The following is a 23989-nucleotide window of genomic DNA, read 5'->3' as shown; positions in this document are numbered from 1 at the left end:
GCCGGGCCGGTCCGACCGGCCCGTGACGCAGTGAACCCGTCCCCGCGCCTCCCGAAGGCGCGGGGACGGGTTTTTTCGTACGCCCGTGTCAGTGAGGTGCGTTACGGTTCACTTGATTCACAGGTGAAGCAACAGCGGAACAACCAGGGGTGGGATTCATGGGCATGGCCGCATGGAAGCGCGCGGGTGTCTCTCTGACGGCCGTGGCCGTCGTCGTGGGTGTCGCGGGCTGTCAGGACGGTGACGGGGGCGGGAAGAAGGCCGCCGGCGCGACGGAGTCCCAGACCCAGAACGAGATGACCAAGGTCCTCCAGGCCGCCTTCAAGAAGACCTCGGAGGCCAAGTCCTCCAAGGTCCGGATGACCATGTCGATGCCGGCCGGCGCGGGGGGCGGCGGCACCATGGAGCTCTCCGGGGTCCAGGGCTGGGACCCCGCCGTCATGGACGTGACCATGACGGGCTCCGCGCTCGCGGAGGGCGGCCCCGACGCCCCCGACGAGGTCCGCATGATCATGCTGGACAACGTCATGTACATGGACATGGGGGAGAAGCAGGCCGCCGAGATGGACGGCAAGCGCTGGATGAAGATGGACTTCGCCGCCATCGCCGAGGCGTCCGGCGACGCGGAAGTGCAGCAGCAGATGACCAGCGGCCTGGAGAACATGAACCAGGACCCGTCGAAGCAGCTCGCCATGCTGCTGGAGTCGCCGAACCTGAAGCACGTCGGCCCGGAGAAGGTCGACGGCGTCCAGGCGCAGCACTACAAGGGCACGTTGAGCTTCGAGGAGATGGTCGACGCCAACAAGTCCTTCGACATGCTCTCCGCCGAGCAGCGCGAGGACCTGATCGCCAACGTCGAGAAGACGGGCCTGAAGGGCTACGACACCCAGGTCTGGGTCAACGAGGACAACTACCCGGTCAAGATGGTCGTCGGGATGAAGATGGCCCAGGGCACGATGAACATGACGGCCCACTACTCCGACTACGGCGCCGAGGCCGAGGTCCAGGCGCCGCCGGCGAAGGACACCTTCGACCTCATGGAGATGATGCAGGAGCTGGAGGGGCTGGAGGAGGACCCCGAGGCCGGTCTCGACTCCTGACGCTCCCGGGGCGCCCGCTCGGCCGATTTGCCTGACGCCGATCCGTTCCCGTACTCTTCCACGGAAGCCAAAGACCGCTGGTCGTTGCCGTGCGCTCGCAAGAGGGTGCGGTGGCCGAAGGATCCGCTGAACTGCGGACGACCCGCGCAGGTGACTGTGGAAGAGCTCCCGGAATTCGCCGCCGAGCGCGTGCGGAAAACCGGTCGAGCCTCGCCCCGTGCGCCTGCGCCCGGGGCGTTTCGTTTTCCCCAGTCCTCCTTCGGGTCCGCGCGGTCCGAATCACCCGGAAGGAGGCCGAGGCTCTATGGCGAGGCCCGACAAGGCTGCCGCGGTTGCCGAGCTGACGGACAAGTTCCGCAGCTCCAACGCCGCCGTGCTGACCGAGTACCGCGGTCTCACCGTGGCGCAGCTCAAGACGCTGCGTCGTTCGCTCGGTGAGAACGCCCAGTACGCCGTGGTGAAGAACACGCTGACCAAGATTGCGGCCAACGAGGCCGGGATCACGCTGGACGACCAGCTCTTCGCTGGTCCGACGGCGGTCGCCTTCGTCACCGGTGACCCGGTGGAGTCGGCGAAGGGTCTTCGTGACTTCGCCAAGGAGAACCCGAATCTCGTCATCAAGGGCGGTGTCCTTGACGGCAAGGCGCTCTCCGCCGACGAGATCAAGAAGCTCGCGGACCTCGAGTCCCGCGAGGTTCTGCTGTCCAAGCTGGCCGGTGCCTTCAAGGGGAAGCAGTCCCAGGCTGCCTCCGTCTTCCAGGCGCTGCCGTCGAAGCTCGTCCGCACCGTGGACGCGCTGCGCGCCAAGCAGGACGAGCAGGGCGGTGCCGAGTAATTCGGCTCGCTTCCTGACCCCGGCCGCCTAGCGGCAAGGGTCGCAGCGGGCCCGACGTACGCCCGCCTCACCCAGTACATCCGGCACCTGCCGATTTAGTGGAAGGACCGCCATCATGGCGAAGCTCACCCAGGACGAGCTGCTGGCCCAGTTCGAGGAGATGACCCTCATCGAGCTCTCCGAGTTCGTGAAGGCCTTCGAGGAGAAGTTCGACGTCACCGCCGCCGCGGCCGCCCCGGTCGTCGTCGCCGGTGGTGCCGCCGGTGGCGCCGCCGCCGAGGCCGAGCCGGAGAAGGACGAGTTCGACGTCATCCTCGCCGGCGCCGGCGACAAGAAGATCCAGGTCATCAAGGTCGTGCGCGAGCTCACCTCCCTGGGCCTCAAGGAGGCCAAGGACCTGGTCGACGGCGCCCCGAAGCCGGTTCTCGAGAAGGTCAACAAGGAGGCCGCGGACAAGGCCAAGGAGGCCCTCGAGGGCGCCGGCGCCTCCGTCGAGGTCAAGTAAGACCTTCCGGGTCCGTCAGGATCCTCACACGACCCCTCCGGGCGTGTAACGCGTAAGCGCCGAGGAGCGATCATCCATCCGGGTGGTCGCTCCTCGGTGTATCCGGGGGCCCGGCGGCGGCTGCCTTGCGCCCGGGACGGCGGGGGGTATGGTGATCTTCGTTGTGCCTCCACGGGCCGTGAGGATTCGCCCGGTGGCGGGCGGTCCGAGCAAGGGGGGCCTTGACGAACCGCACGCGGCGCGCGATTCTCGGGACGCGTCGTCACAAGGATCCGAATCCGAGGCATGGATCGACGGCAAAGAGGGCAGTATCACCGTGCGTTGAGGGCAGCGCCTTGTCGCAGGAGTTGAGAGCAACGAGGGCCTACACCGGTCTCGTACAACCGCACTGGACATCAGTGTGCCAAGTGGCTACACTGACCCTTTGCGCTGCCTGTTAGCTGTCCCCTGCCCGTCACCAGGGGCATGCCCTCGCTCGAGCACCGACGACCAGATCATCTCCGACCTGGGATGTCTGTCTCTGTGCACGGTGGGGGGCCGGTACGCGCGTAGTGAGTCCGAGCCCTCGGAAGGACCCCCTCTTGGCCGCCTCGCGCAACGCCTCGACCGCGAATACGAACAACGGCGCCAGCACCGCCCCGCTGCGCATCTCCTTTGCAAAGATCAAGGAGCCCCTCGAGGTTCCGAACCTTCTCGCGCTGCAAACCGAGAGCTTCGACTGGCTGCTCGGCAACGACGCGTGGAAGGCTCGCGTCGAGGAGGCTCTGGAGAACGGTCAGGACGTCCCCACCAAGTCCGGTCTGGAGGAGATCTTCGAGGAGATCTCCCCGATCGAGGACTTCTCCGGGTCGATGTCGCTGACCTTCCGTGACCACCGCTTCGAGCCGCCGAAGAACTCCATCGACGAGTGCAAGGAGCGCGACTTCACGTACGCCGCCCCGCTCTTCGTCACCGCCGAGTTCACCAACAACGAGACCGGCGAGATCAAGTCCCAGACCGTCTTCATGGGCGACTTCCCGCTCATGACGAACAAGGGCACCTTCGTCATCAACGGCACCGAGCGTGTCGTGGTGTCGCAGCTGGTCCGTTCGCCGGGTGTCTACTTCGACTCCAGCATCGACAAGACGTCCGACAAGGACATCTTCTCCGCCAAGATCATCCCGTCCCGGGGTGCCTGGCTGGAGATGGAGATCGACAAGCGCGACATGGTCGGCGTCCGCATCGACCGCAAGCGCAAGCAGTCCGTCACCGTCCTCCTGAAGGCGCTCGGCTGGACCACCGAGCAGATCCTCGAGGAGTTCGGCGAGTACGAGTCCATGCGCGCCACCCTGGAGAAGGACCACACCCAGGGCCAGGACGACGCGCTGCTCGACATCTACCGCAAGCTGCGCCCGGGCGAGCCCCCCACGCGTGAGGCCGCGCAGACGCTGCTCGAGAACCTCTACTTCAACCCCAAGCGCTACGACCTGGCCAAGGTCGGCCGCTACAAGGTCAACAAGAAGCTGGGCGCGGACGCTCCGCTGGACGCGGGTGTCCTGACCGTCGAGGACGTCATCTCGACGATCAAGTACCTGGTGAAGCTGCACGCGGGCGAGATCGAGACGGTCGGCGACAGCGGTCAGACGATCGTCGTCGAGACCGACGACATCGACCACTTCGGCAACCGCCGTCTGCGCAGCGTCGGCGAGCTCATCCAGAACCAGGTCCGCACGGGTCTGGCGCGGATGGAGCGCGTCGTGCGCGAGCGCATGACCACGCAGGACGTCGAGGCGATCACGCCGCAGACCCTGATCAACATCCGGCCGGTCGTCGCCTCCATCAAGGAGTTCTTCGGCACCAGCCAGCTGTCCCAGTTCATGGACCAGAACAACCCGCTGTCCGGGCTGACGCACAAGCGTCGTCTGTCCGCGCTCGGCCCGGGTGGTCTCTCCCGTGAGCGGGCCGGCTTCGAGGTCCGTGACGTGCACCCCTCGCACTACGGCCGCATGTGCCCGATCGAGACGCCGGAAGGCCCGAACATCGGTCTGATCGGCTCGCTCGCCACCTACGGCCGGGTCAACGCGTTCGGTTTCGTCGAGACCCCGTACCGCAAGGTCAACGACGGCCAGGTCACCGACACCGTCGACTACCTGACCGCCGACGAGGAGGACCGCTTCGTCATCGCGCAGGCCAACGCGCCGCTGACGGACGACCTCCGCTTCGCCGAGGCCCGCGTGCTGGTCCGCCGCAAGGGCGGCGAGGTCGACTACGTCGGCCCCGAGGACGTGGACTACATGGACGTCTCGCCGCGCCAGATGGTGTCGGTCGCGACCGCCATGATCCCCTTCCTCGAGCACGACGACGCCAACCGTGCCCTCATGGGCGCGAACATGATGCGCCAGGCCGTGCCGCTGATTAAGTCCGAGGCACCGCTCGTCGGCACCGGCATGGAGTACCGCTCCGCCGTCGACGCCGGCGACGTCGTCAAGGCCGAGAAGGCCGGTGTGGTCCAGGAGGTCTCCGCGGACTACATCACCACCGCCAACGACGACGGCACGTACATCACGTACCGCCTGCACAAGTTCGCCCGTTCCAACCAGGGCACCTCGGTCAACCAGAAGGTCATCGTCAACGAGGGCGACCGGATCATCGAGGGCCAGGTCCTGGCCGACGGTCCGGCCACCGAGAACGGCGAGATGGCGCTCGGCAAGAACCTGCTGGTCGCGTTCATGCCGTGGGAGGGTCACAACTACGAGGACGCGATCATCCTGTCGCAGCGCCTCGTGCAGGACGACGTCCTCTCCTCGATCCACATCGAGGAGCACGAGGTCGACGCCCGTGACACCAAGCTCGGCCCCGAGGAGATCACCCGGGACATCCCGAACGTCTCCGAGGAGGTCCTCGCCGACCTCGACGAGCGCGGCATCATCCGCATCGGTGCCGAGGTCATCGCCGGTGACATCCTCGTCGGCAAGGTCACCCCGAAGGGTGAGACCGAGCTGACGCCCGAGGAGCGCCTGCTGCGCGCGATCTTCGGTGAGAAGGCCCGTGAGGTCCGTGACACCTCGCTGAAGGTGCCGCACGGCGAGACCGGCAAGGTCATCGGCGTCCGCGTCTTCGACCGCGAGGAGGGCGACGAGCTTCCCCCCGGTGTGAACCAGCTGGTGCGCGTCTACGTCGCGCAGAAGCGCAAGATCACCGACGGTGACAAGCTCGCCGGCCGGCACGGCAACAAGGGTGTCATCTCCAAGATCCTGCCCATCGAGGACATGCCGTTCCTCGAGGACGGGACCCCGGTCGACATCATCCTCAACCCGCTGGGTGTGCCGTCCCGAATGAACCCGGGACAGGTCCTGGAGATCCACCTCGGCTGGCTCGCCAGCCAGGGCTGGGACGTCTCCGGCCTCGCGGACGAGTGGGCCCAGCGCCTCCAGGACATCAGCGCCGACCGGGTCGAGCCGCGCACCAACGTGGCCACCCCCGTCTTCGACGGTGCCCGTGAGGACGAGCTCACCGGTCTGCTGGAGCACACCATCCCGAACCGCGACGGCGACCGCATGGTCCTCCCGTCCGGCAAGGCGCGGCTGTTCGACGGCCGTTCGGGTGAGCCGTTCCCGGACCCGATCTCGGTCGGCTACATGTACATCCTGAAGCTGCACCACCTGGTCGACGACAAGCTGCACGCCCGCTCGACCGGCCCGTACTCCATGATCACCCAGCAGCCGCTGGGTGGTAAGGCTCAGTTCGGTGGCCAGCGGTTCGGCGAGATGGAGGTGTGGGCACTCGAGGCGTACGGCGCCGCCTACGCGCTCCAGGAGCTGCTGACCATCAAGTCCGACGACGTCACCGGCCGCGTGAAGGTCTACGAGGCCATCGTCAAGGGCGAGAACATCCCCGAGCCCGGCATCCCCGAGTCCTTCAAGGTGCTCATCAAGGAGATGCAGTCCCTGTGCCTGAACGTGGAGGTGCTGTCCAGCGACGGTATGTCCATCGAGATGCGTGACACCGACGAGGACGTCTTCCGCGCTGCGGAGGAGCTCGGCATCGACCTGTCCCGGCGCGAGCCGAGCAGCGTCGAAGAGGTCTGACGGGAGTGCGGCGGGCCTTGATCGCTCAAGGCCCGCCGGCCCCAGGACCCCCGTTTCAGACCCCAAGACTCACGACCCTGAGAGGGATTGACGCATAGTGCTCGACGTCAACTTCTTCGACGAGCTCCGGATCGGCCTGGCCACCGCTGACGACATCCGTCAGTGGAGCCACGGTGAGGTCAAGAAGCCCGAGACCATCAACTACCGCACCCTCAAGCCCGAGAAGGACGGACTCTTCTGCGAGAAGATCTTCGGTCCGACCCGGGACTGGGAGTGCTACTGCGGCAAGTACAAGCGCGTCCGCTTCAAGGGCATCATCTGCGAGCGCTGTGGCGTCGAGGTCACGCGCGCCAAGGTGCGCCGTGAGCGGATGGGCCACATCGAGCTCGCCGCGCCCGTCACGCACATCTGGTACTTCAAGGGCGTCCCGTCGCGCCTCGGTTACCTGCTCGACCTCGCCCCGAAGGACCTGGAGAAGGTCATCTACTTCGCGGCGTACATGATCACGTACGTCGACGAGGAGCGCCGCACCCGCGACCTGCCCTCGCTGGAGGCCCACGTCTCCGTCGAGCGCCAGCAGATCGAGAACCGCCGCGACGCCGACCTCGAGGCCCGCGCCAAGAAGCTCGAGACCGACCTGGCCGAGCTCGAGGCCGAGGGCGCCAAGGCCGACGTGCGCCGCAAGGTGCGCGAGGGCGCCGAGCGCGAGATGAAGCAGCTGCGCGACCGCGCGCAGCGCGAGATCGACCGCCTCGACGAGGTGTGGAACCGGTTCAAGAACCTCAAGGTCCAGGACCTCGAGGGCGACGAGCTGCTCTACCGCGAGCTGCGTGACCGCTTCGGCACGTACTTCGACGGCTCGATGGGTGCCGCGGCGCTGCAGAAGCGCCTGGAGTCCTTCGACCTCGAGGAGGAGGCCGAGAAGCTCCGCGAGATCATCCGTACCGGCAAGGGCCAGAAGAAGACCCGTGCGCTCAAGCGCCTGAAGGTCGTCTCCGCCTTCCTGCAGACGTCCAACAGCCCCAAGGGCATGGTGCTCGACTGCGTGCCGGTCATCCCGCCGGACCTGCGTCCGATGGTGCAGCTGGACGGTGGCCGCTTCGCGACCTCCGACCTGAACGACCTGTACCGCCGCGTGATCAACCGCAACAACCGCCTGAAGCGGCTTCTCGACCTCGGCGCGCCCGAGATCATCGTGAACAACGAGAAGCGCATGCTCCAGGAGGCCGTCGACGCGCTCTTCGACAACGGCCGTCGTGGCCGCCCGGTGACGGGCCCCGGCAACCGTCCGCTGAAGTCGCTGTCCGACATGCTCAAGGGCAAGCAGGGCCGCTTCCGCCAGAACCTGCTCGGCAAGCGCGTGGACTACTCCGCGCGTTCCGTGATCGTCGTCGGTCCGCAGCTGAAGCTGCACCAGTGCGGTCTGCCGAAGGCGATGGCGCTGGAGCTGTTCAAGCCGTTCGTGATGAAGCGCCTGGTCGACCTGAACCACGCGCAGAACATCAAGTCGGCCAAGCGCATGGTCGAGCGCGGCCGCACGGTCGTGTACGACGTGCTGGAAGAGGTCATCGCGGAGCACCCGGTCCTGCTGAACCGTGCGCCCACGCTGCACCGCCTCGGCATCCAGGCCTTCGAGCCGCAGCTGGTCGAGGGCAAGGCCATCCAGATCCACCCGCTCGTCTGCACCGCGTTCAACGCGGACTTCGACGGTGACCAGATGGCCGTGCACCTGCCGCTGTCCGCGGAGGCGCAGGCCGAGGCCCGCATCCTGATGCTGTCCTCGAACAACATCCTCAAGCCGGCCGACGGCCGTCCGGTGACGATGCCGACCCAGGACATGGTCCTCGGTCTGTTCTTCCTCACCACCGACGGCGAGATGCGCGACCTCAAGGGCGAGGGCCGTTCCTTCGCCTCGGTCGCCGAGGCGATCATGGCCTTCGACGCGGGCGAGCTGTCGCTCCAGTCGAGGATCGACGTCCGCTTCCCGGTCGGCACCATCCCGCCGCGCGGCTGGACCCCGCCGGCGCGCGAGGAGGGCGAGCCCGAGTGGCAGCAGGGTGACAGCTTCCGGCTGAACACCACCCTGGGCCGCGCGCTCTTCAACGAGCTGCTGCCCGAGGACTACCCGTTCGTCGACTACGAGGTCGGCAAGAAGCAGCTCTCCGAGATCGTCAACGACCTCGCCGAGCGCTACCCGAAGGTCATCGTGGCGGCGACGCTCGACAACCTGAAGGCGGCCGGCTTCTACTGGGCCACCCGTTCCGGCGTCACCGTCGCCATCTCCGACGTCGTCGTCCCCGAGGCGAAGAAGGAGATCGTCCACGGCTACGAGGCGCAGGACGAGAAGGTCCAGAAGCAGTACGAGCGCGGTCTGATCACCAAGGACGAGCGCACGCAGGAGCTCATCGCGATCTGGACCAAGGCGACCAACGAGGTCGCCGAGGCGATGAACGACAACTTCCCGAAGACCAACCCGATCTTCATGATGGTGAACTCGGGTGCACGAGGCAACATGATGCAGATGCGTCAGATTGCCGGTATGCGCGGTCTGGTGTCGAACGCGAAGAACGAGACGATCCCGCGGCCCATCAAGGCCTCGTTCCGTGAGGGTCTGTCCGTGCTGGAGTACTTCATCTCCACGCACGGTGCCCGTAAGGGTCTGGCGGACACCGCCCTGCGGACCGCCGACTCGGGTTACCTCACCCGTCGTCTGGTCGACGTCTCCCAGGACGTCATCATCCGCGAGGAGGACTGCGGCACCGACCGCGGTCTGCGTCTCAAGATCGCCGGTCGTGGCGCCGACGGCGTGCTGCGCAAGGCGAACGACGTCGAGACGTCCGTGTACGCGCGCTGCCTCGCCGAGGACATCGTGGTCGACGGCCAGGTGCTGGCCCCGGCCGGCACCGACCTGGGCGACGTGCTCATCGAGGAGCTCGTGTCCCGCGGCGTCGAGGAGGTCAAGACCCGCTCGGTCCTGACCTGCGAGTCCGCCGTCGGCACCTGCGCGATGTGCTACGGCCGCTCGCTGGCCACCGGCAAGCTGGTCGACATCGGTGAGGCGGTCGGCATCATCGCCGCCCAGTCCATCGGTGAGCCCGGCACCCAGCTGACGATGCGTACCTTCCACACCGGTGGTGTGGCCGGTGACGACATCACCCAGGGTCTGCCGCGTGTCGTCGAGCTCTTCGAGGCCCGTACCCCGAAGGGTGTCGCCCCGATCTCCGAGGCCTCCGGCCGCGTGCGCATCGAGGAGACCGAGAAGACCAAGAAGATCGTCATCACCCCGGACGACGGCAGCGACGAGACGGCCTACCCGATCTCGAAGCGCGCCCGGCTCCTGGTCAGCGAGGGCGAGCACGTCGAGGTGGGCCAGAAGCTCACCGTGGGTGCCACCAACCCGCACGACGTGCTGCGCATCCTGGGCCAGCGCGCCGTCCAGGTCCACCTGGTCGGCGAGGTCCAGAAGGTGTACAACTCGCAGGGTGTGTCGATCCACGACAAGCACATCGAGATCATCATCCGGCAGATGCTCCGCCGTGTGACGATCATCGAGTCCGGCGACGCCGAGCTGCTGCCCGGTGAGCTGGTCGAGCGCTCGAAGTTCGAGACCGAGAACCGTCGTGTGGTCCAGGAGGGCGGTCACCCGGCCTCCGGTCGTCCGCAGCTCATGGGTATCACCAAGGCCTCGCTGGCGACCGAGTCCTGGCTGTCGGCGGCGTCCTTCCAGGAGACGACCAGGGTCCTCACGGACGCGGCGATCAACGCCAAGTCCGACTCCCTGATCGGCCTCAAGGAGAACGTCATCATCGGTAAGCTCATCCCGGCCGGTACGGGTCTGTCCCGCTACCGCAACATCCGGGTCGAGCCGACCGAGGAGGCCAAGGCCGCGATGTACTCGGCCGTCGGCTACGACGACATCGACTACTCGCCGTTCGGCACGGGCTCCGGCCAGGCCGTTCCGCTGGAGGACTACGACTACGGTCCGTACAACCAGTAAGCGAGCCGCTTGATCCGAGGGGCGGTCACCCCGTACGGGGTGACCGCCCCTCGGCGTTCCCCGGGAACCGGCACGAGGGCCGTTCTCGTCTGTAGCGGTGCCGGAACGTCCGCTCCGGCGCATCATGGAGGGACCCGGCGTGACGGGGGAGGTGGTGTTCGGTGTCGCATTCGCCGTATCCGCAGTGGCAGCCCTGGCAGCAGGGACACGGTGTACCTCAGCCGTGGAGCGGGCAGGCCGCCCCCTCGATGCTGGCCTCGCACGCCGACCGGGAACGGGCCGTGGACGTCCTCAGAGCCGGGTACGGCGAGGGACGGCTGGAGCGGCCCGAGTTCGACCGGCGGGTCGCACGGGCGTACGCGGCGCGCACGGTGGGGGAGCTGACGCTGCTGGTGGCGGACCTGCCCCAGGGGCCCGCGCCGCATCCCGGGCCCGTGACGGCCGTACCGCCGGTGTTCCTGGCGGCGCCCCGGCCGCGGACGAACGGGAAGGCGGTGGGTGCCGCCGTCTGCGGCGGGCTCTGCCTGGTCACCGCCGGCCTCACCGGCATCCCGGCGGTCGTCCTGGGCCACGCGGCGCGTGCCGAGATCGCGCGCACCGGCGAGGACGGGGACGCACTGGCGATGGTCGGACTGGTGCTCGGCTGGCTGTCGGTCGCCGGATGGGCGACTCTGCTGGCTCTGTCCTTCCTCCTGGCGCTCGCGTACGGTTGACGGCCGGTACGCGCCCCATTTGTTTTGACCGCAGCGAATGCGATAGGTACGCTCAGACCTTGTGCCTGGGGTGTGCCCTGGCCTTCGTGCGTGCCTTTTACACCGCACTGAGGGCTGAGAACGGCCACCGCAATCTGCGCTTCTTTCTGCCTTGCGGCGGGAGTCCGCGTGATTCGACACACCCGACCGCGTGGGTCGGTGACGTTCCAGGTTAGCTGTACCCATCGGCACACAGAAACCGGAGAAGTAGTGCCTACGATCCAGCAGCTGGTCCGCAAGGGCCGGCAGGACAAGGTCGAAAAGAACAAGACGCCCGCACTCGAGGGCTCTCCTCAGCGCCGCGGCGTCTGCACGCGTGTGTTCACGACCACCCCGAAGAAGCCGAACTCGGCCCTGCGTAAGGTCGCGCGTGTGCGTCTGACCAGTGGTATCGAGGTCACCGCTTACATCCCGGGTGAGGGACACAACCTGCAGGAGCACTCCATCGTGCTCGTGCGAGGCGGCCGTGTGAAGGACCTGCCGGGTGTTCGCTACAAGATCATCCGCGGTTCGCTCGACACCCAGGGTGTCAAGAACCGCAAGCAGGCTCGCAGCCGTTACGGCGCCAAGAAGGAGAAGTAAGAATGCCTCGTAAGGGCCCCGCCCCGAAGCGCCCGGTCATCATCGACCCGGTTTACGGCTCCCCTCTGGTGACCTCCCTGATCAACAAGGTGCTGCTGAACGGCAAGCGCTCCACCGCCGAGCGCATCGTCTACGGCGCCATGGAGGGTCTGCGCGAGAAGACCGGCAACGACCCGGTCATCACGCTCAAGCGCGCTCTCGAGAACATCAAGCCGACCCTCGAGGTCAAGTCCCGCCGTGTCGGTGGCGCCACCTACCAGGTTCCGGTCGAGGTCAAGCCCGGCCGTGCCAACACGCTGGCGCTGCGCTGGCTGGTCGGTTACTCGCGTGCCCGTCGTGAGAAGACCATGACCGAGCGTCTGCTCAACGAGCTCCTCGACGCCAGCAACGGCCTCGGTGCCGCTGTGAAGAAGCGCGAGGACACGCACAAGATGGCCGAGTCCAACAAGGCCTTCGCGCACTACCGCTGGTAGTCGCAGACCCCATCGAGACCGAGAGAAGACTGAAGCCTTATGGCTACCACTTCGCTTGACCTGGCCAGGGTCCGCAACATCGGGATCATGGCCCACATCGACGCGGGCAAGACGACCACCACCGAGCGGATTCTGTTCTACACGGGCGTCTCCTACAAGATCGGTGAGACGCACGAGGGCTCCGCGACCATGGACTGGATGGAGCAGGAGCAGGAGCGTGGCATCACGATCACCTCTGCTGCGACCACCTGTCACTGGCCGCTCGAGAACATCGACCACACCATCAACATCATCGACACCCCGGGGCACGTCGACTTCACCGTCGAGGTGGAGCGCTCGCTGCGCGTACTCGACGGTGCCGTGACGGTGTTCGACGGCGTCGCCGGTGTCGAGCCGCAGTCCGAGACGGTGTGGCGTCAGGCGGACCGCTACGGCGTTCCGCGCATCTGCTTCGTGAACAAGCTCGACCGCACCGGTGCCGAGTTCCACCGCTGCGTCGACATGATCTCCGACCGTCTGGGCGCGCAGCCGCTGGTCATGCAGCTGCCGATCGGTGCCGAGGCCGACTTCCGGGGCGTCATCGACCTCGTGAAGATGAAGGCCCTGGTCTGGTCCGTCGAGGCGACCAAGGGCGAGATGTACGACACCGTCGACATCCCGGACACCCACGCCGAGGCTGCCGAGGAGTACCGCGGCAAGCTGCTCGAGGCCGTCGCGGAGAACGACGAGGAGCTGATGGAGCTGTACCTCGAGGGCACCGAGCCCTCCGAGGAGCAGCTGTACGCGGCGATCCGCCGCATCACCATCGCGTCCGGCAAGAGCGAGAACACCACCATCACCCCGGTGTTCTGCGGTACCGCGTTCAAGAACAAGGGCGTGCAGCCCCTGCTCGACGCGGTCGTGCGCTACCTGCCCTCCCCGCTGGACGTCGAGGCCATCGAGGGCCACGACGTCAAGGACGCGGAGAAGGTCATCGAGCGCAAGCCGTCGGACGAGGAGCCCCTCGCCGCGCTCGCGTTCAAGATCATGAGCGACCCGCACCTCGGCAAGCTCACCTTCGTCCGCGTGTACTCCGGCCGTCTGGAGTCCGGCACCCAGGTGCTGAACTCCGTGAAGGGCAAGAAGGAGCGCATCGGCAAGATCTACCGCATGCACGCCAACAAGCGTGAGGAGATCGAGTCGGTGGGCGCCGGCGACATCGTCGCCGTCATGGGCCTGAAGCAGACCACCACCGGTGAGACGCTGTCCGACGACAAGAACCCGGTCATCCTGGAGTCCATGGACTTCCCGGCGCCGGTCATCCAGGTCGCCATCGAGCCCAAGTCGAAGGGCGACCAGGAGAAGCTGGGCGTCGCGATCCAGCGCCTGGCCGAGGAGGACCCGTCCTTCCAGGTCCACTCGGACGAGGAGACCGGCCAGACCATCATCGGCGGCATGGGCGAGCTGCACCTCGAGGTGCTGGTCGACCGCATGCGCCGTGAGTTCAAGGTCGAGGCCAACGTCGGCAAGCCGCAGGTCGCGTACCGCGAGACCATCCGCAAGTCGGTCGAGAAGGTCGAGTTCACCCACAAGAAGCAGACGGGTGGTACCGGCCAGTTCGCCCGCGTCATCATCGCGATCGAGCCGATCGAGAGCGGCGACGCCTCGTACGAGTTCGTCAACAAGGTGACCGGTGGCCGCGTGCCGAAGGAGTACATCCCTTCGGTCGACGCCGGTGCGCAGGAGGCCATGCAGTTCGGCATCCTCGCCGGCTACGAGATGACCGGCGTCCGCGTGACGCTGCTCGACGGTGCCTACCACGAGGTGGACTCCTCCGAGCTCGCGTTCAAGATCGCCGGTTCGCAGGCCTTCAAGGAGGCCGCGCGCAAGGCTTCGCCCGTGCTCCTCGAGCCGATGATGGCCGTCGAGGTCACCACGCCCGAGGACTACATGGGTGAAGTCATCGGCGACATCAACTCCCGCCGTGGCCAGATCCAGGCCATGGAGGAGCGGGCGGGTGCCCGCGTCGTGAAGGGCCTCGTGCCGCTGTCGGAGATGTTCGGCTACGTCGGAGACCTCCGCAGCAAGACGTCGGGTCGCGCAAGCTACTCGATGCAGTTCGACTCCTACGCCGAGGTTCCGCGGAACGTCGCCGAGGAGATCATCGCGAAGGCCAAGGGCGAGTAAGGGACTCCGTTCAACGGACTCCGTTCACACGCTTTAGGCTTGACTCCGGAGCCTGCAACGGGCATTCCGCCACCACCGTGGTGGAATGCCCCGGGCCCGGGTTTCCCAGCAAAGATCACCTGGCGCCGATGAGTAAGGCGTACAGAACCACTCCACAGGAGGACCCCAGTGGCGAAGGCGAAGTTCGAGCGGACTAAGCCGCACGTCAACATCGGCACCATCGGTCACATCGACCACGGTAAGACGACCCTCACGGCCGCCATTACCAAGGTGCTGCACGACGCGTACCCGGACCTGAACGAGGCCTCGGCGTTCGACCAGATCGACAAGGCTCCCGAAGAGCGCCAGCGCGGTATCACCATCTCGATCTCGCACGTCGAGTACCAGACCGAGCAGCGTCACTACGCCCACGTCGACTGCCCCGGTCACGCGGACTACATCAAGAACATGATCACCGGTGCCGCCCAGATGGACGGCGCGATCCTGGTGGTCGCCGCCACGGACGGCCCGATGCCGCAGACCAAGGAGCACGTGCTCCTGGCCCGCCAGGTCGGCGTCCCGTACATCGTCGTCGCCCTGAACAAGGCCGACATGGTGGACGACGAGGAGATCCTGGAGCTCGTCGAGCTCGAGGTCCGCGAGCTCCTCTCCGAGTACGAGTTCCCGGGCGACGAGGTTCCGGTCGTCAAGGTCTCGGCTCTGAAGGCCCTCGAGGGCGACAAGGAGTGGGGCAACTCCGTCCTCGAGCTGATGAAGGCCGTGGACGAGTCCATCCCGTCGCCCGAGCGTGACGTCGACAAGCCGTTCCTGATGCCGATCGAGGACGTCTTCACCATCACCGGTCGCGGTACGGTCGTCACCGGCCGCATCGAGCGTGGTGTCCTCAAGGTCAACGAGACCGTCGACATCATCGGCATCAAGCCGGAGAAGACCACCACCACGGTCACCGGCATCGAGATGTTCCGGAAGCTCCTCGACGAGGGCCAGGCCGGTGAGAACGTCGGTCTGCTGCTCCGCGGCATCAAGCGCGAGGACGTCGAGCGCGGCCAGGTCATCATCAAGCCGGGCTCGGTCACCCCGCACACCGAGTTCGAGGCCCAGGCCTACATCCTGTCGAAGGACGAGGGTGGCCGCCACACCCCGTTCTTCAACAACTACCGCCCGCAGTTCTACTTCCGTACGACGGACGTGACCGGCGTCGTGACCCTCCCCGAGGGCACCGAGATGGTCATGCCGGGTGACAACACCGAGATGAAGGTGGAGCTCATCCAGCCCGTCGCCATGGAGGAGGGCCTGAAGTTCGCCATCCGTGAGGGTGGCCGGACCGTGGGCGCCGGCCAGGTCACCAAGATCAACAAGTGAGCTTGCTGATCTGACCTGGTAGCTCCACCGCGAGCACCTGAAGGGGCCCGCACGACTTCGGTCGTGCGGGCCCTTTCGCCGTCCGGATCCTGTCGGCCTCGCGTTCTCCCGGTCGCTCTCCCGGTCCCGGACGGCTCCGAGCACTCCGGGCGGAGGCCGTTCCCCGGTGGTCGGACGGGCCGACGGACCCGGGGGCGCGGTGTCCGACGTCGCACAAGACCCTGCCCCGGGCGCGCCGCTGTGGCGTGCCCGGGGCAGGGCCGTTCCCCCCGTCGGGGTGGTCAGTGGTGGCTCACACGCGCTGCCACAGCGCCGGGACGTTCGGCGGTTCCCAGCCGGCCTGGGCCTGGTGGCTCTGGAGGCAGCGGTAGGTGGCGCCGCCGTAGGTCACCGTGTCGCCCGGCTGGTAGACGGTGCCGGCCGACCAGGTGCCGCCGGCGGGCGGGGGCTCCTCGCCGCCGCCGTCACTGTTCGTCTTCAGGGTGAGGCCGTAGGTCTGGAGCAGCGGGTTGATCGGCTGGAAGTACGTCGTGCCGCCGCTGCTGCAGTTGCCCGAGCCGCCCGAGGTCACGCCCTGGGCCTGGCTGCCGGAGATGTAGGAGCCGCCCGAGTCGCCGGGCTCGGCGCACACCGAGGTGCGGGTGACGCCGGTGATGGTGCCCTCGGGGTAGGTCACGCTGGTGTTCAGTTGCTGGATGACCCCGCAGTGCCAGCCGGTGGTGGAGCCGGAACGGCAGACGGAGGAGCCGACCGGAGCCTGCGTCGACCCGGTCACCTGGACGTTCTGGCCGCCCGCGCCCTTGACGTACGGCGTCGCCGTCCAGTTGGTGTCGGTGGCCACCCAGGCCATGTCGCGCCCCGGGAAGGTGGAGCCCTGGAAGGTGCCCTGGGCGACCCGGTTGTGGCCGCTGGTGCTCGCCCCGGCCCGACCGCAGTGGCCGGCGGTGGCGTAGCCCTGCTGGGTGCCCTTGGTGACGGGGAAGCCGATCGAACAGCGGCCGCTGTTGTTGATGTAGTAGGCCTCGCCGCCGCGCAGGTCGTAGAACGGGCGGGGGCGCTCGGCCGACTTCTCGATGCGGAGGAGGGACGCGTCGACCCCGGCGGCCGAGACGAGGGCGCGGGCCGCGGACGTCCGTACCGCCTGCACGACGACCTTGTTCGTGCGGACGTCGACGTACCGGACGGGGGCGTCGGTGGTGCCGGTGCGGGCCGCCGCCCGGTCCAGGCGGGCCTTGGCGGCGTCCAGGTCGGCCAGGGAGTGGCGGACGACGTCGGCCTCGGCGCCCTGCGCCTCGATGGTCCGCACGTCGCGGGCGTCCGTCGTGGCCACGGTCAGCGTGCCGGACTCGGCTCCGCGCACCCAGGCGCCCGCGAAGTCGGAGCCCAGGGCGGCGCGCAGGCGGCCCGCCGTGGCACCTGCCTCCGCCTCGTTCGCCAGGCGGCGCTCCGCCTGCTGTCGGTCCAGACCCAGGTCGCGCTCCATGGACTTGAGCAGGGCGGGCGGGACGGCGTCGGTGCGCAGCGTCTCGGCGGCCGAGGCAGGGGTGGGGGACGTGGCGGCGGCCGGCCCGGCGCTCGCGGAGCCGCTGAGCCCGGCCACGAGCAGGCCGGCCGCCGCCACGAGCGCGGCGCCCGCGGCTCTGGCCCTGGTGTGTCGTCGGAGCATGGGGGACATGCGGGATCTCCTCGGTTTCGGTGGGGAGGTGCCGAAACCGTAGGAAGGGCCGACCGGCAGCCGTAAGACGTCGGCCGGCCCCCTCCCCGGCGTTATGGAACGTGCGGAGCCACCGGTGGGTGCGGGGCCGGGGCGCGGTGGGCCGAGAGCCACAGCGTGTAGCTCTCGCTGCCCGCCGCCACGCCCGCGTGCGCCAGCCGGGCCTGGGCCAGCACGGTGGCGGCGGCCTCCTCGCGCTGTGTCGTCGCGTGCCAGCCCAGCAGGTGCCGCCAGGTCAGCGGGGTGCCGGTGAGCGGCAGGGTGGTGATCCCGGGCGTGGTCGGGAAGGTCGCCCGGCACGTCCCGACCGCCCGGCCCACCTGCACCAGATGGACCAGGGAGGCGGTGTCGGTCTCGTACATGCGGCGCGGGGTGAAGCCGGCGCGGGTGCAGGCGGCGGTGAAGCAGTCGCCGAAGCAGCCGTCGCCGGGCACGCAGGCCCACTCCTCGTCGGCCAGTTCGGCCAGGTCCAGTTCCGTCCGGTGGGCCAGCGGATGCGCGTCCGGCACCATGACGAAGACCGGGTCCACCGCGACCTCCCGCCAGACCAGTGCCCCGGCGCCGGGAGGGGGAGCGGAGCCGCAGGTGCCGGCGAGCGCGAAGTCCAGCCGTCCCTCGGTCAGCAGGTCCGCCAGCTCCCGCTCGGACCAGGACGTGCACGTCGTCACCCGCGCGTCGGGCACCGCGTCCGCCAGCCGGTCCACCAGCGCGCCCAGCAGCGGGCCGTGGGTGCCGCCCAGCCGGAGGGCGGAGGTCGCGTGCGGAGTGCGGGCGAACCGCGTCGCCTCCCGCTGCAGTTCGGTGACCGCGGGCAGCACGATCCGGGTGCGTTCCAGTACGAGTTCACCGAGCGCCGTGACCCGTACGCCGTGCCGGCCGCGCTCGAACAGCTCACCGCCCAGGGCGCGTTCGATCCGCTTGAGCTGTGCGCTCAGCGCGGGCTGCGCCAGGCCCAGGTCGGTCGCCGCCCTGGTGAGGCTGCCCGCGTCCGCGATCGCCCGGATCGTTCTCAGATGCCGCAACTCCAGCTCCATGAGGGGAGCTTGCGGCGTGGAGGGGGCGGGGGCAAGGGGTTGGTACGGACCTGATGAGGGGAGGGCCGACCGGACGGGCCGCGGCCACGACCGCCCGGCCGGGGGACCGCAACCACGACCGCCCGGCCGGGGAGGATCACCCCTTGCGCACCACCGCCGCGTAGGTCCCGCTGAGGACGCCCTCCTGGCCGGGGACCGGCTCCCCGAGTTCCGGGTGCCAGTCCTCGGCCGCCACGATGCCGGGGGCCACGGGCTCCAGGCCGTCGAAGAAGCGGGCGAACCGGTCCCGGCTGCGCATGTCCATGGTGAGCCCGCCCGCCCGGTACAGGTCGACGACCTTCCGCGAGGCCTCCTCCGGATGGAAGTCGGGGGTGAGGTGGGACATGATCAGGCAACTGCCGGGAGCCAGTTCCTTCTTGAGACGCTCCACCAGTTCGTAGGCCCCGTCCTCGTCACCGATGAAGTGCAGCAGTGCGATCAGGGAGAGCGCGACCGGCCGGTCGAAGTCCAGTGTCCCGCGGGCGCGTTCGAGGATGGCGTCGGTGTCGCGGGCGTCCGCCTGCACGTAGTCGACGGACCTTTCGGGGGTGCCCCGGAGCAGCGCTCCCGCGTGGGCCGGCACGATCGGGTCGTTGTCGCAGTACACGACCCGTGCCTCGGGGGCGACCTCCTGGGCCACCTGGTGCAGGTTCGGCCCCGTCGGGATGCCGGTCCCGATGTCGAGGAACTGGCGCACCCCCCGGCCGGCCGCCCAGCGGGTGGCGCGGTGCACGAAGGCCCGGTTCATCCGGGCCATGACCGGGATGACCGGCGCGAAGGACACGAGCTGCCGGCCCAGTTCCTCGTCCACCGGGTAGTTGTCCTTGCCGCCGAGGAACCAGTCGTACATCCGCGCGGGATGCGGCTGCCGGTGTCGATCCGTAGGGGGGCGTCCACGCCCGCGTCCTGCTGATCCATCGTCATTCCCCTTGCCACGCTCGGGAGTTGACCGGTGATCGCGCTCGTCACGACAGCCGGCCCCGGGTCGGCACGGTGCGCCGGACGCCCTTCGCGCGGGCGGAACTCCGCACGGGTATTGACGCGCCGCTCGGTCGGACCTTAGCGTCCGCCCCATCCCTAATGTTTCGTCTATGAATTCGAAACATTCGAGAACGGATGGAGTGAGACTCCCCGCATGAGATCCCTTCGCTTCGCCACCGTGACACTCGCCACCGCCGCCCTGTGCCTGCCGCTCACGACGGGCGCGGCCACGGCCGCCCCGCCGGCCGACCGGAAGGCTCCGCCGCACTCCCACGCCGCGCCCGACCGGCTGCGCTCGGCCGCTCCCGAGGGCTTCTTCGTGGGCACCGCCGTGGCGGGCGGCGGCCACCACCTCTCGCAGGACTACCCGGACCCGTTCACGCACGACAAGGAGTACCGGAGGATCCTGGCGCGCCAGTTCGGCTCGGTCTCCCCCGAGAACCAGATGAAGTGGGACTTCATCCACCCCGAGCGGGACCGCTACGACTTCGGGCAGGCGGACGCCATCGTCAGGTTCGCCGAGCGCAACCGCCAGGTCGTGCGCGGCCACACCCTGCTGTGGCACAGCCAGAACCCGGAGTGGCTGGAGAAGGGCGACTTCTCCGCGGAGGAACTGCGCGCCCTCCTGCGCGAGCACATCACCACCGTCGTCGGCCGCTACGCCGGCCGGATCCAGCAGTGGGACGTCGCGAACGAAATTTTCGACGACCAGGGCAGGCTGCGCACCCAGGACAACATCTGGATCCGCGAACTGGGCCCGGGCATCGTCGCCGACGCCTTCCGGTGGGCCCACGAGGCCGATCCCGAGGCGAAGTTGTTCTTCAACGACTACAACGTCGAGAGCGTCAACGCGAAGAGCGACGCCTACCACGCCCTCGTCCAGGACCTGCTCGCGCAGGGCGTGCCCGTGCACGGCTTCTCCGTCCAGGCCCACCTGAGCACGCGCTACGGCTTCCCGGGCGACCTGGAGGACAACCTGCGCCGGTTCGACGCGCTCGGCCTGGAGACGGCCGTCACCGAACTGGACGTCCGCATGGACCTGCCGGAGAGCGGCGTGCCCACCAAGGCGCAGGAGCGCAAGCAGGCCGACTACTACCGGCGCGTGCTCCAGGCGTGCCTGGCCGTCGACGGCTGCAACTCGTTCACCATCTGGGGCTTCACCGACAAGTACTCGTGGGTGCCGGTGTTCTTCGAGGGCGAGGGCTTCGCGAACGTCATGACCGAGGACTTCGCCCGCAAGCCCGCCTTCTACGCCCTGCGGGACACCCTGAAGGAGGCGGCGCGGAAGGACCGCGGGCACCGGCGGGGGTGAGGCGCGCCGGTTCCGCCCGGCCGCTCCCCGTCTCCTCCCCGACGGGGGAGTGCCCCGTACCGGTTCGAGCCGGGCCGGTACGGGGCACGGCCGCGGCGGGGCCGCGCGGGGTCACTGCCGGTCCGGTGTTCTCCGCCGGGGTGCGACGGGCCGTCTCACCAGACTCCTTCGACGACCTCGTCGAGGACGAGATTCCACTGCGACCGGTCGTTCTCGAAGGGGAGCGGGTCGAAGGCTCCGATCCGCGCGCGCAGCCGATCGACCTGCTCTTCGACATCGGAGTCGTCCCGCTCGTGCTCGTCGAACCTCTTGAACAGAAGCAGGGCGTGCACGAGGGATTCGACGTCACGGTGGAGTTGTGTGTACGAGTCCAGGGGCTCGCCCTCACCGAACGCGTACACCTTCCCGCTCTCGGGGTCGAGGGCGAGGAGGGATGCGGCGAAGTGGGCGAGTACCAGCCAGGCCCGGCATTCCTCGGGCAGGGTTCCGTTCTCGGGCCCGAACCACTCGGCCAGGGCGATCGACTCCTCCTGGCCGACGCCGGCCTTCGATGTGAAGTACACGTCGTCCGGGAGGCCGACCCCGCTGAGGAAGTCCGCGGTGCGGACGTCGAGGCGGTTGCCCGGGGCCGTGTGGCGCGGGAAGTACACGACGCCCGCCAGGCCGAACGCGTCGAGGAGTTCGTCCGAGGAGACCGCGAAACTCACGGGGCCCTCAACTCCGCGGTGAAGAAGACACGGTGCACCCACGCCGCGCAGTAGTGCCCCGGCGTCGTGCACGGCTCCGGCTCGCGGTACACCCGGCGCACCCGTTCCGCGGCCACGCCCTCCCGCTCCAGCCGCCGCCAGAGGAGTTCCCCCGGATGCGCGCGCCCGGGCCCGGTCGCCTCGGTGGCGATCTGCTCGCGGCCCGCGTCGTCGAGATACTCGAAGGCGGCGGAGAACGGGGAGTCGAGGGTGTGGCGCACGTCGTCAGGGTGTCCTCTTCACCGGGCGCGCGGAAGTACGGTGCCACGTGCGCCGGCACGCGGACCTCTTCCAGCAGCGTTCGTGCGGACCCGGGCAGCCGTACCCCCGTACGCGCCGGCCCGGCCGAACCGGTGCGGGTCGTCCCGGCCGAAGTGCGCAAGGGCCGTGCTGGGGGCGGGAGTTGACATGGAAGTGCCTCACGGGGGCTGACAGGCGGACGACGCCCATGACGAGGCGATAGGCCGCAGGGCGTCTCGGGCCGACGGGAACCGGGCCGGACGGGCGGCGGGGCACCGGGGCAGGGCCGCCGCCTGCGGTGCCGTCCCCGGCCCTCCGTCGTACCGAGCACCCGCCCGTCGTCGTACCGGGTCTCCACCCGTCGTCGCGCCCTGCCCCGATCGGTGCCCGACCGCGCCCCGGCGCCCCGGCAGCGCCGTCGGGGAAGCGGAAGGGGCGATGTGCGGATATGGTCGGGTATGGCGGGTCAGGGGCGGACCTGGTCCCGTCATCCCGCGTTCCGTACAGTAGGTCTCAGATAGCGGACCATCGTGCGGCCTCTTGCCGTTCCGGTTTACACAGGGGTAACACTGGAAAGCCGGCCGTCCCTCGTGCAATCACTCCGAGCGGCCGCTGTCCTGCGCGCGGCAATGGCGCCGAGCGCCCATCACCGGACCGTTGCCCGGTGTCAGCCGCGCCAGAAAGGGACCCTGTGGCCACACGACCCGACCCCAAAAACTCGCTCGACCAGTTGCGCGCCGAGATCGAGCGCCGTAATCCGGCGGAGCCCGAGTTCCACCAGGCCGCGCGCGAGGTGCTGGACACGCTCGCCCCGGTGCTCACGGCCCGTCCCGAGTACGCCGAGCCCGGCCTGGTGGAGCGGCTCGTCGAGCCGGAGCGGCAGATCATCTTCCGGGTGCCGTGGCAGGACGACAATGGCCGGGTCCACGTCAACCGCGGCTTCCGGATCGAGTTCAACAGCGCCCTCGGCCCGTACAAGGGCGGCCTGCGCTTCCACCCCTCCGTGAACCTCGGGATCATCAAGTTCCTCGGCTTCGAGCAGATCTTCAAGAACGCGCTGACCGGTCTCGGCATCGGCGGCGGCAAGGGCGGCAGCGACTTCGACCCGCAGGGGCGCAGCGACGCGGAGGTCATGCGCTTCTGCCAGTCCTTCATGACCGAGCTGTACCGGCACATCGGTGAGTACACCGACATCCCGGCCGGTGACATCGGCGTGGGCGCCCGTGAGATCGGCTACCTGTTCGGCCAGTACCGGCGGATCACCAACCGCTGGGAGGGCGGCGTGCTGACCGGCAAGAGCGCCGGCTGGGGCGGCTCGCTGATCCGCCCGGAGGCGACCGGGTACGGCAACGTGCTGTTCGCGGAGGCGATGCTGCGCGGGCGCGGCGAGGACCTGGAGGGCCAGACGGCGGTCGTCTCCGGCTCCGGGAACGTCGCGATCTACACCATCCAGAAGCTGGCGGCCCTCGGCGCCCACCCGGTGACCTGCTCCGACTCCAGTGGCTACGTCGTCGACGAGAAGGGCATCGACCTGGACCTGCTGCGCCAGGTCAAGGAGGTCGAGCGCGGCCGGGTGAGCGACTACGCGGAGCGCCGGGGCGCCTCCGCCCGGTTCGTGCCCGGCGGGCGGGTCTGGGAGGTCCCGGCCGACGTCGCCCTGCCGTCCGCGACCCAGAACGAGCTGAACGCCGCCGACGCCGCCCTCCTCATCCGCAACGGCGTGAAGGCGGTCTCCGAGGGCGCGAACATGCCCACGACGCCGGAGGCCGTGCAGTTGCTCCAGCAGGCCGGCGTCGCCTTCGGCCCCGGCAAGGCGGCCAACGCGGGCGGGGTCGCGGTCAGCGCCCTGGAGATGACGCAGAACGCCTCGCGCACCTCGTGGAAGGCCGACCAGGTCGAGAACGAGCTGGCCTGCATCATGACCGACATCCACACCACCTGTGCCGAGACCGCCGAGCGCTACGGCTCCCCCGGCGACTACGTGACCGGCGCGAACATCGCCGGTTTCGAGCGGGTGGCGGACGCGATGCTGGCGCAGGGCGTCATCTGACGAGAGCCGGTGGGGGAGGCCGGGAGGGACCCGC

General features: G+C 68.7%; 16 protein-coding genes and 1 pseudogene. 12 read left to right on the top strand and 5 right to left on the bottom strand.

The annotated features are described in order from the left end of the window. Positions 1 to 158 precede the first annotated feature (158 nt). The 10 genes from B7L92_RS20835 (at position 159) to tuf (ending at position 15839) form a co-directional block, all read left to right on the top strand. Positions 159 to 1100 (top strand): SCO4651 family lipoprotein, encoded by a 942-nt coding sequence (locus B7L92_RS20835; protein WP_081239017.1) that lies wholly within the window; start codon positions 159 to 161, stop codon positions 1098 to 1100. Between the two features lie 304 nt (positions 1101 to 1404). After that, positions 1405 to 1935 carry a 50S ribosomal protein L10 gene (gene rplJ, locus B7L92_RS20830; RefSeq protein WP_004984553.1) on the top strand — a complete coding sequence of 177 codons (531 nt, stop codon included), beginning with the start codon at positions 1405 to 1407 and terminating at the stop codon, positions 1933 to 1935. 115 nt (positions 1936 to 2050) lie between these two features. After that, complete coding sequence (gene rplL / locus B7L92_RS20825) at positions 2051 to 2440, top strand: 50S ribosomal protein L7/L12 (protein ID WP_004984552.1); 390 nt, start codon at positions 2051 to 2053, stop codon at positions 2438 to 2440. Positions 2441 to 3021: 581 nt separating this feature from the next. Continuing rightward, on the top strand, positions 3022 to 6507 hold the full coding sequence (gene rpoB, locus B7L92_RS20815; protein WP_016825024.1) for a DNA-directed RNA polymerase subunit beta: 3486 nt from the start codon (positions 3022 to 3024) through the stop codon (positions 6505 to 6507). A 97-nt stretch (positions 6508 to 6604) separates the two neighbouring features. Further along, positions 6605 to 10504 carry a DNA-directed RNA polymerase subunit beta' gene (locus B7L92_RS20810; protein ID WP_081239016.1) on the top strand — a complete coding sequence of 1300 codons (3900 nt, stop codon included), beginning with the start codon at positions 6605 to 6607 and terminating at the stop codon, positions 10502 to 10504. 161 nt (positions 10505 to 10665) lie between these two features. Then, entirely contained in the window at positions 10666 to 11217 is a 552-nt protein-coding gene (locus tag B7L92_RS20805; RefSeq protein WP_081239015.1) for a DUF1707 and DUF4190 domain-containing protein, read from the top strand. Positions 11218 to 11466: 249 nt separating this feature from the next. Continuing rightward, complete coding sequence (rpsL, locus tag B7L92_RS20800) at positions 11467 to 11838, top strand: 30S ribosomal protein S12 (RefSeq protein WP_003948652.1); 372 nt, start codon at positions 11467 to 11469, stop codon at positions 11836 to 11838. A 2-nt stretch (positions 11839 to 11840) separates the two neighbouring features. Further along, on the top strand, positions 11841 to 12311 hold the full coding sequence (gene rpsG, locus B7L92_RS20795) for a 30S ribosomal protein S7 (RefSeq protein WP_003998848.1): 471 nt from the start codon (positions 11841 to 11843) through the stop codon (positions 12309 to 12311). Between the two features lie 39 nt (positions 12312 to 12350). Beyond that, a complete protein-coding gene (fusA, locus tag B7L92_RS20790; protein WP_081239014.1) occupies positions 12351 to 14477 on the top strand; it encodes an elongation factor G in 2127 nt (708 codons plus the stop codon). Between the two features lie 168 nt (positions 14478 to 14645). Further along, on the top strand, positions 14646 to 15839 hold the full coding sequence (tuf, locus tag B7L92_RS20785) for an elongation factor Tu (protein ID WP_004984544.1): 1194 nt from the start codon (positions 14646 to 14648) through the stop codon (positions 15837 to 15839). 292 nt (positions 15840 to 16131) lie between these two features. On the opposite strand, the gene B7L92_RS20780 is transcribed toward tuf, so the two are convergent. The 3 genes and pseudogenes from B7L92_RS20780 to B7L92_RS20770 form a co-directional block, all read right to left on the bottom strand. Further along, a complete protein-coding gene (locus B7L92_RS20780) occupies positions 16132 to 17505 on the bottom strand; it encodes an alpha-lytic protease prodomain-containing protein (RefSeq protein WP_107501555.1) in 1374 nt (457 codons plus the stop codon). Positions 17506 to 17606: 101 nt separating this feature from the next. Then, the gene (locus B7L92_RS20775; RefSeq protein WP_081239013.1) at positions 17607 to 18587 is read right to left on the bottom strand and encodes a LysR family transcriptional regulator; all 981 of its coding nucleotides are present in this window, start codon (positions 18585 to 18587) and stop codon (positions 17607 to 17609) included. Between the two features lie 136 nt (positions 18588 to 18723). Then, positions 18724 to 19544 (bottom strand): annotated as a pseudogene (locus tag B7L92_RS20770) (SAM-dependent methyltransferase). 217 nt (positions 19545 to 19761) lie between these two features. On the opposite strand from B7L92_RS20770, the gene B7L92_RS20765 reads away from it, so the two are divergent. Continuing rightward, positions 19762 to 20919 carry an endo-1,4-beta-xylanase gene (locus tag B7L92_RS20765; protein WP_081239011.1) on the top strand — a complete coding sequence of 386 codons (1158 nt, stop codon included), beginning with the start codon at positions 19762 to 19764 and terminating at the stop codon, positions 20917 to 20919. A gap of 155 nt (positions 20920 to 21074) precedes the next feature. Here B7L92_RS20765 and B7L92_RS20760 read toward each other — a convergent pair whose 3' ends face one another. Beyond that, complete coding sequence (locus B7L92_RS20760; RefSeq protein WP_081239010.1) at positions 21075 to 21626, bottom strand: SUKH-4 family immunity protein; 552 nt, start codon at positions 21624 to 21626, stop codon at positions 21075 to 21077. Then, on the bottom strand, positions 21623 to 21886 hold the full coding sequence (locus tag B7L92_RS20755) for a nucleic acid/nucleotide deaminase domain-containing protein (protein WP_081239009.1): 264 nt from the start codon (positions 21884 to 21886) through the stop codon (positions 21623 to 21625). Before B7L92_RS20755 ends, B7L92_RS20760 begins: the two co-directional genes overlap by 4 nt. A 710-nt stretch (positions 21887 to 22596) precedes the next feature. Between B7L92_RS20755 and gdhA the strand changes: the two genes are divergently transcribed. Further along, a complete protein-coding gene (gdhA, locus tag B7L92_RS20745; protein ID WP_004984538.1) occupies positions 22597 to 23955 on the top strand; it encodes an NADP-specific glutamate dehydrogenase in 1359 nt (452 codons plus the stop codon). Positions 23956 to 23989 lie beyond the last annotated feature (34 nt).

The organism is Streptomyces viridosporus (assembly GCF_002078235.1).
Taxonomy (GTDB): domain Bacteria; phylum Actinomycetota; class Actinomycetes; order Streptomycetales; family Streptomycetaceae; genus Streptomyces; species Streptomyces viridosporus.
The sequence above is the reverse complement of the archived record's forward strand: the minus strand, read 5'-3'. Positions and strand labels throughout refer to the sequence as shown.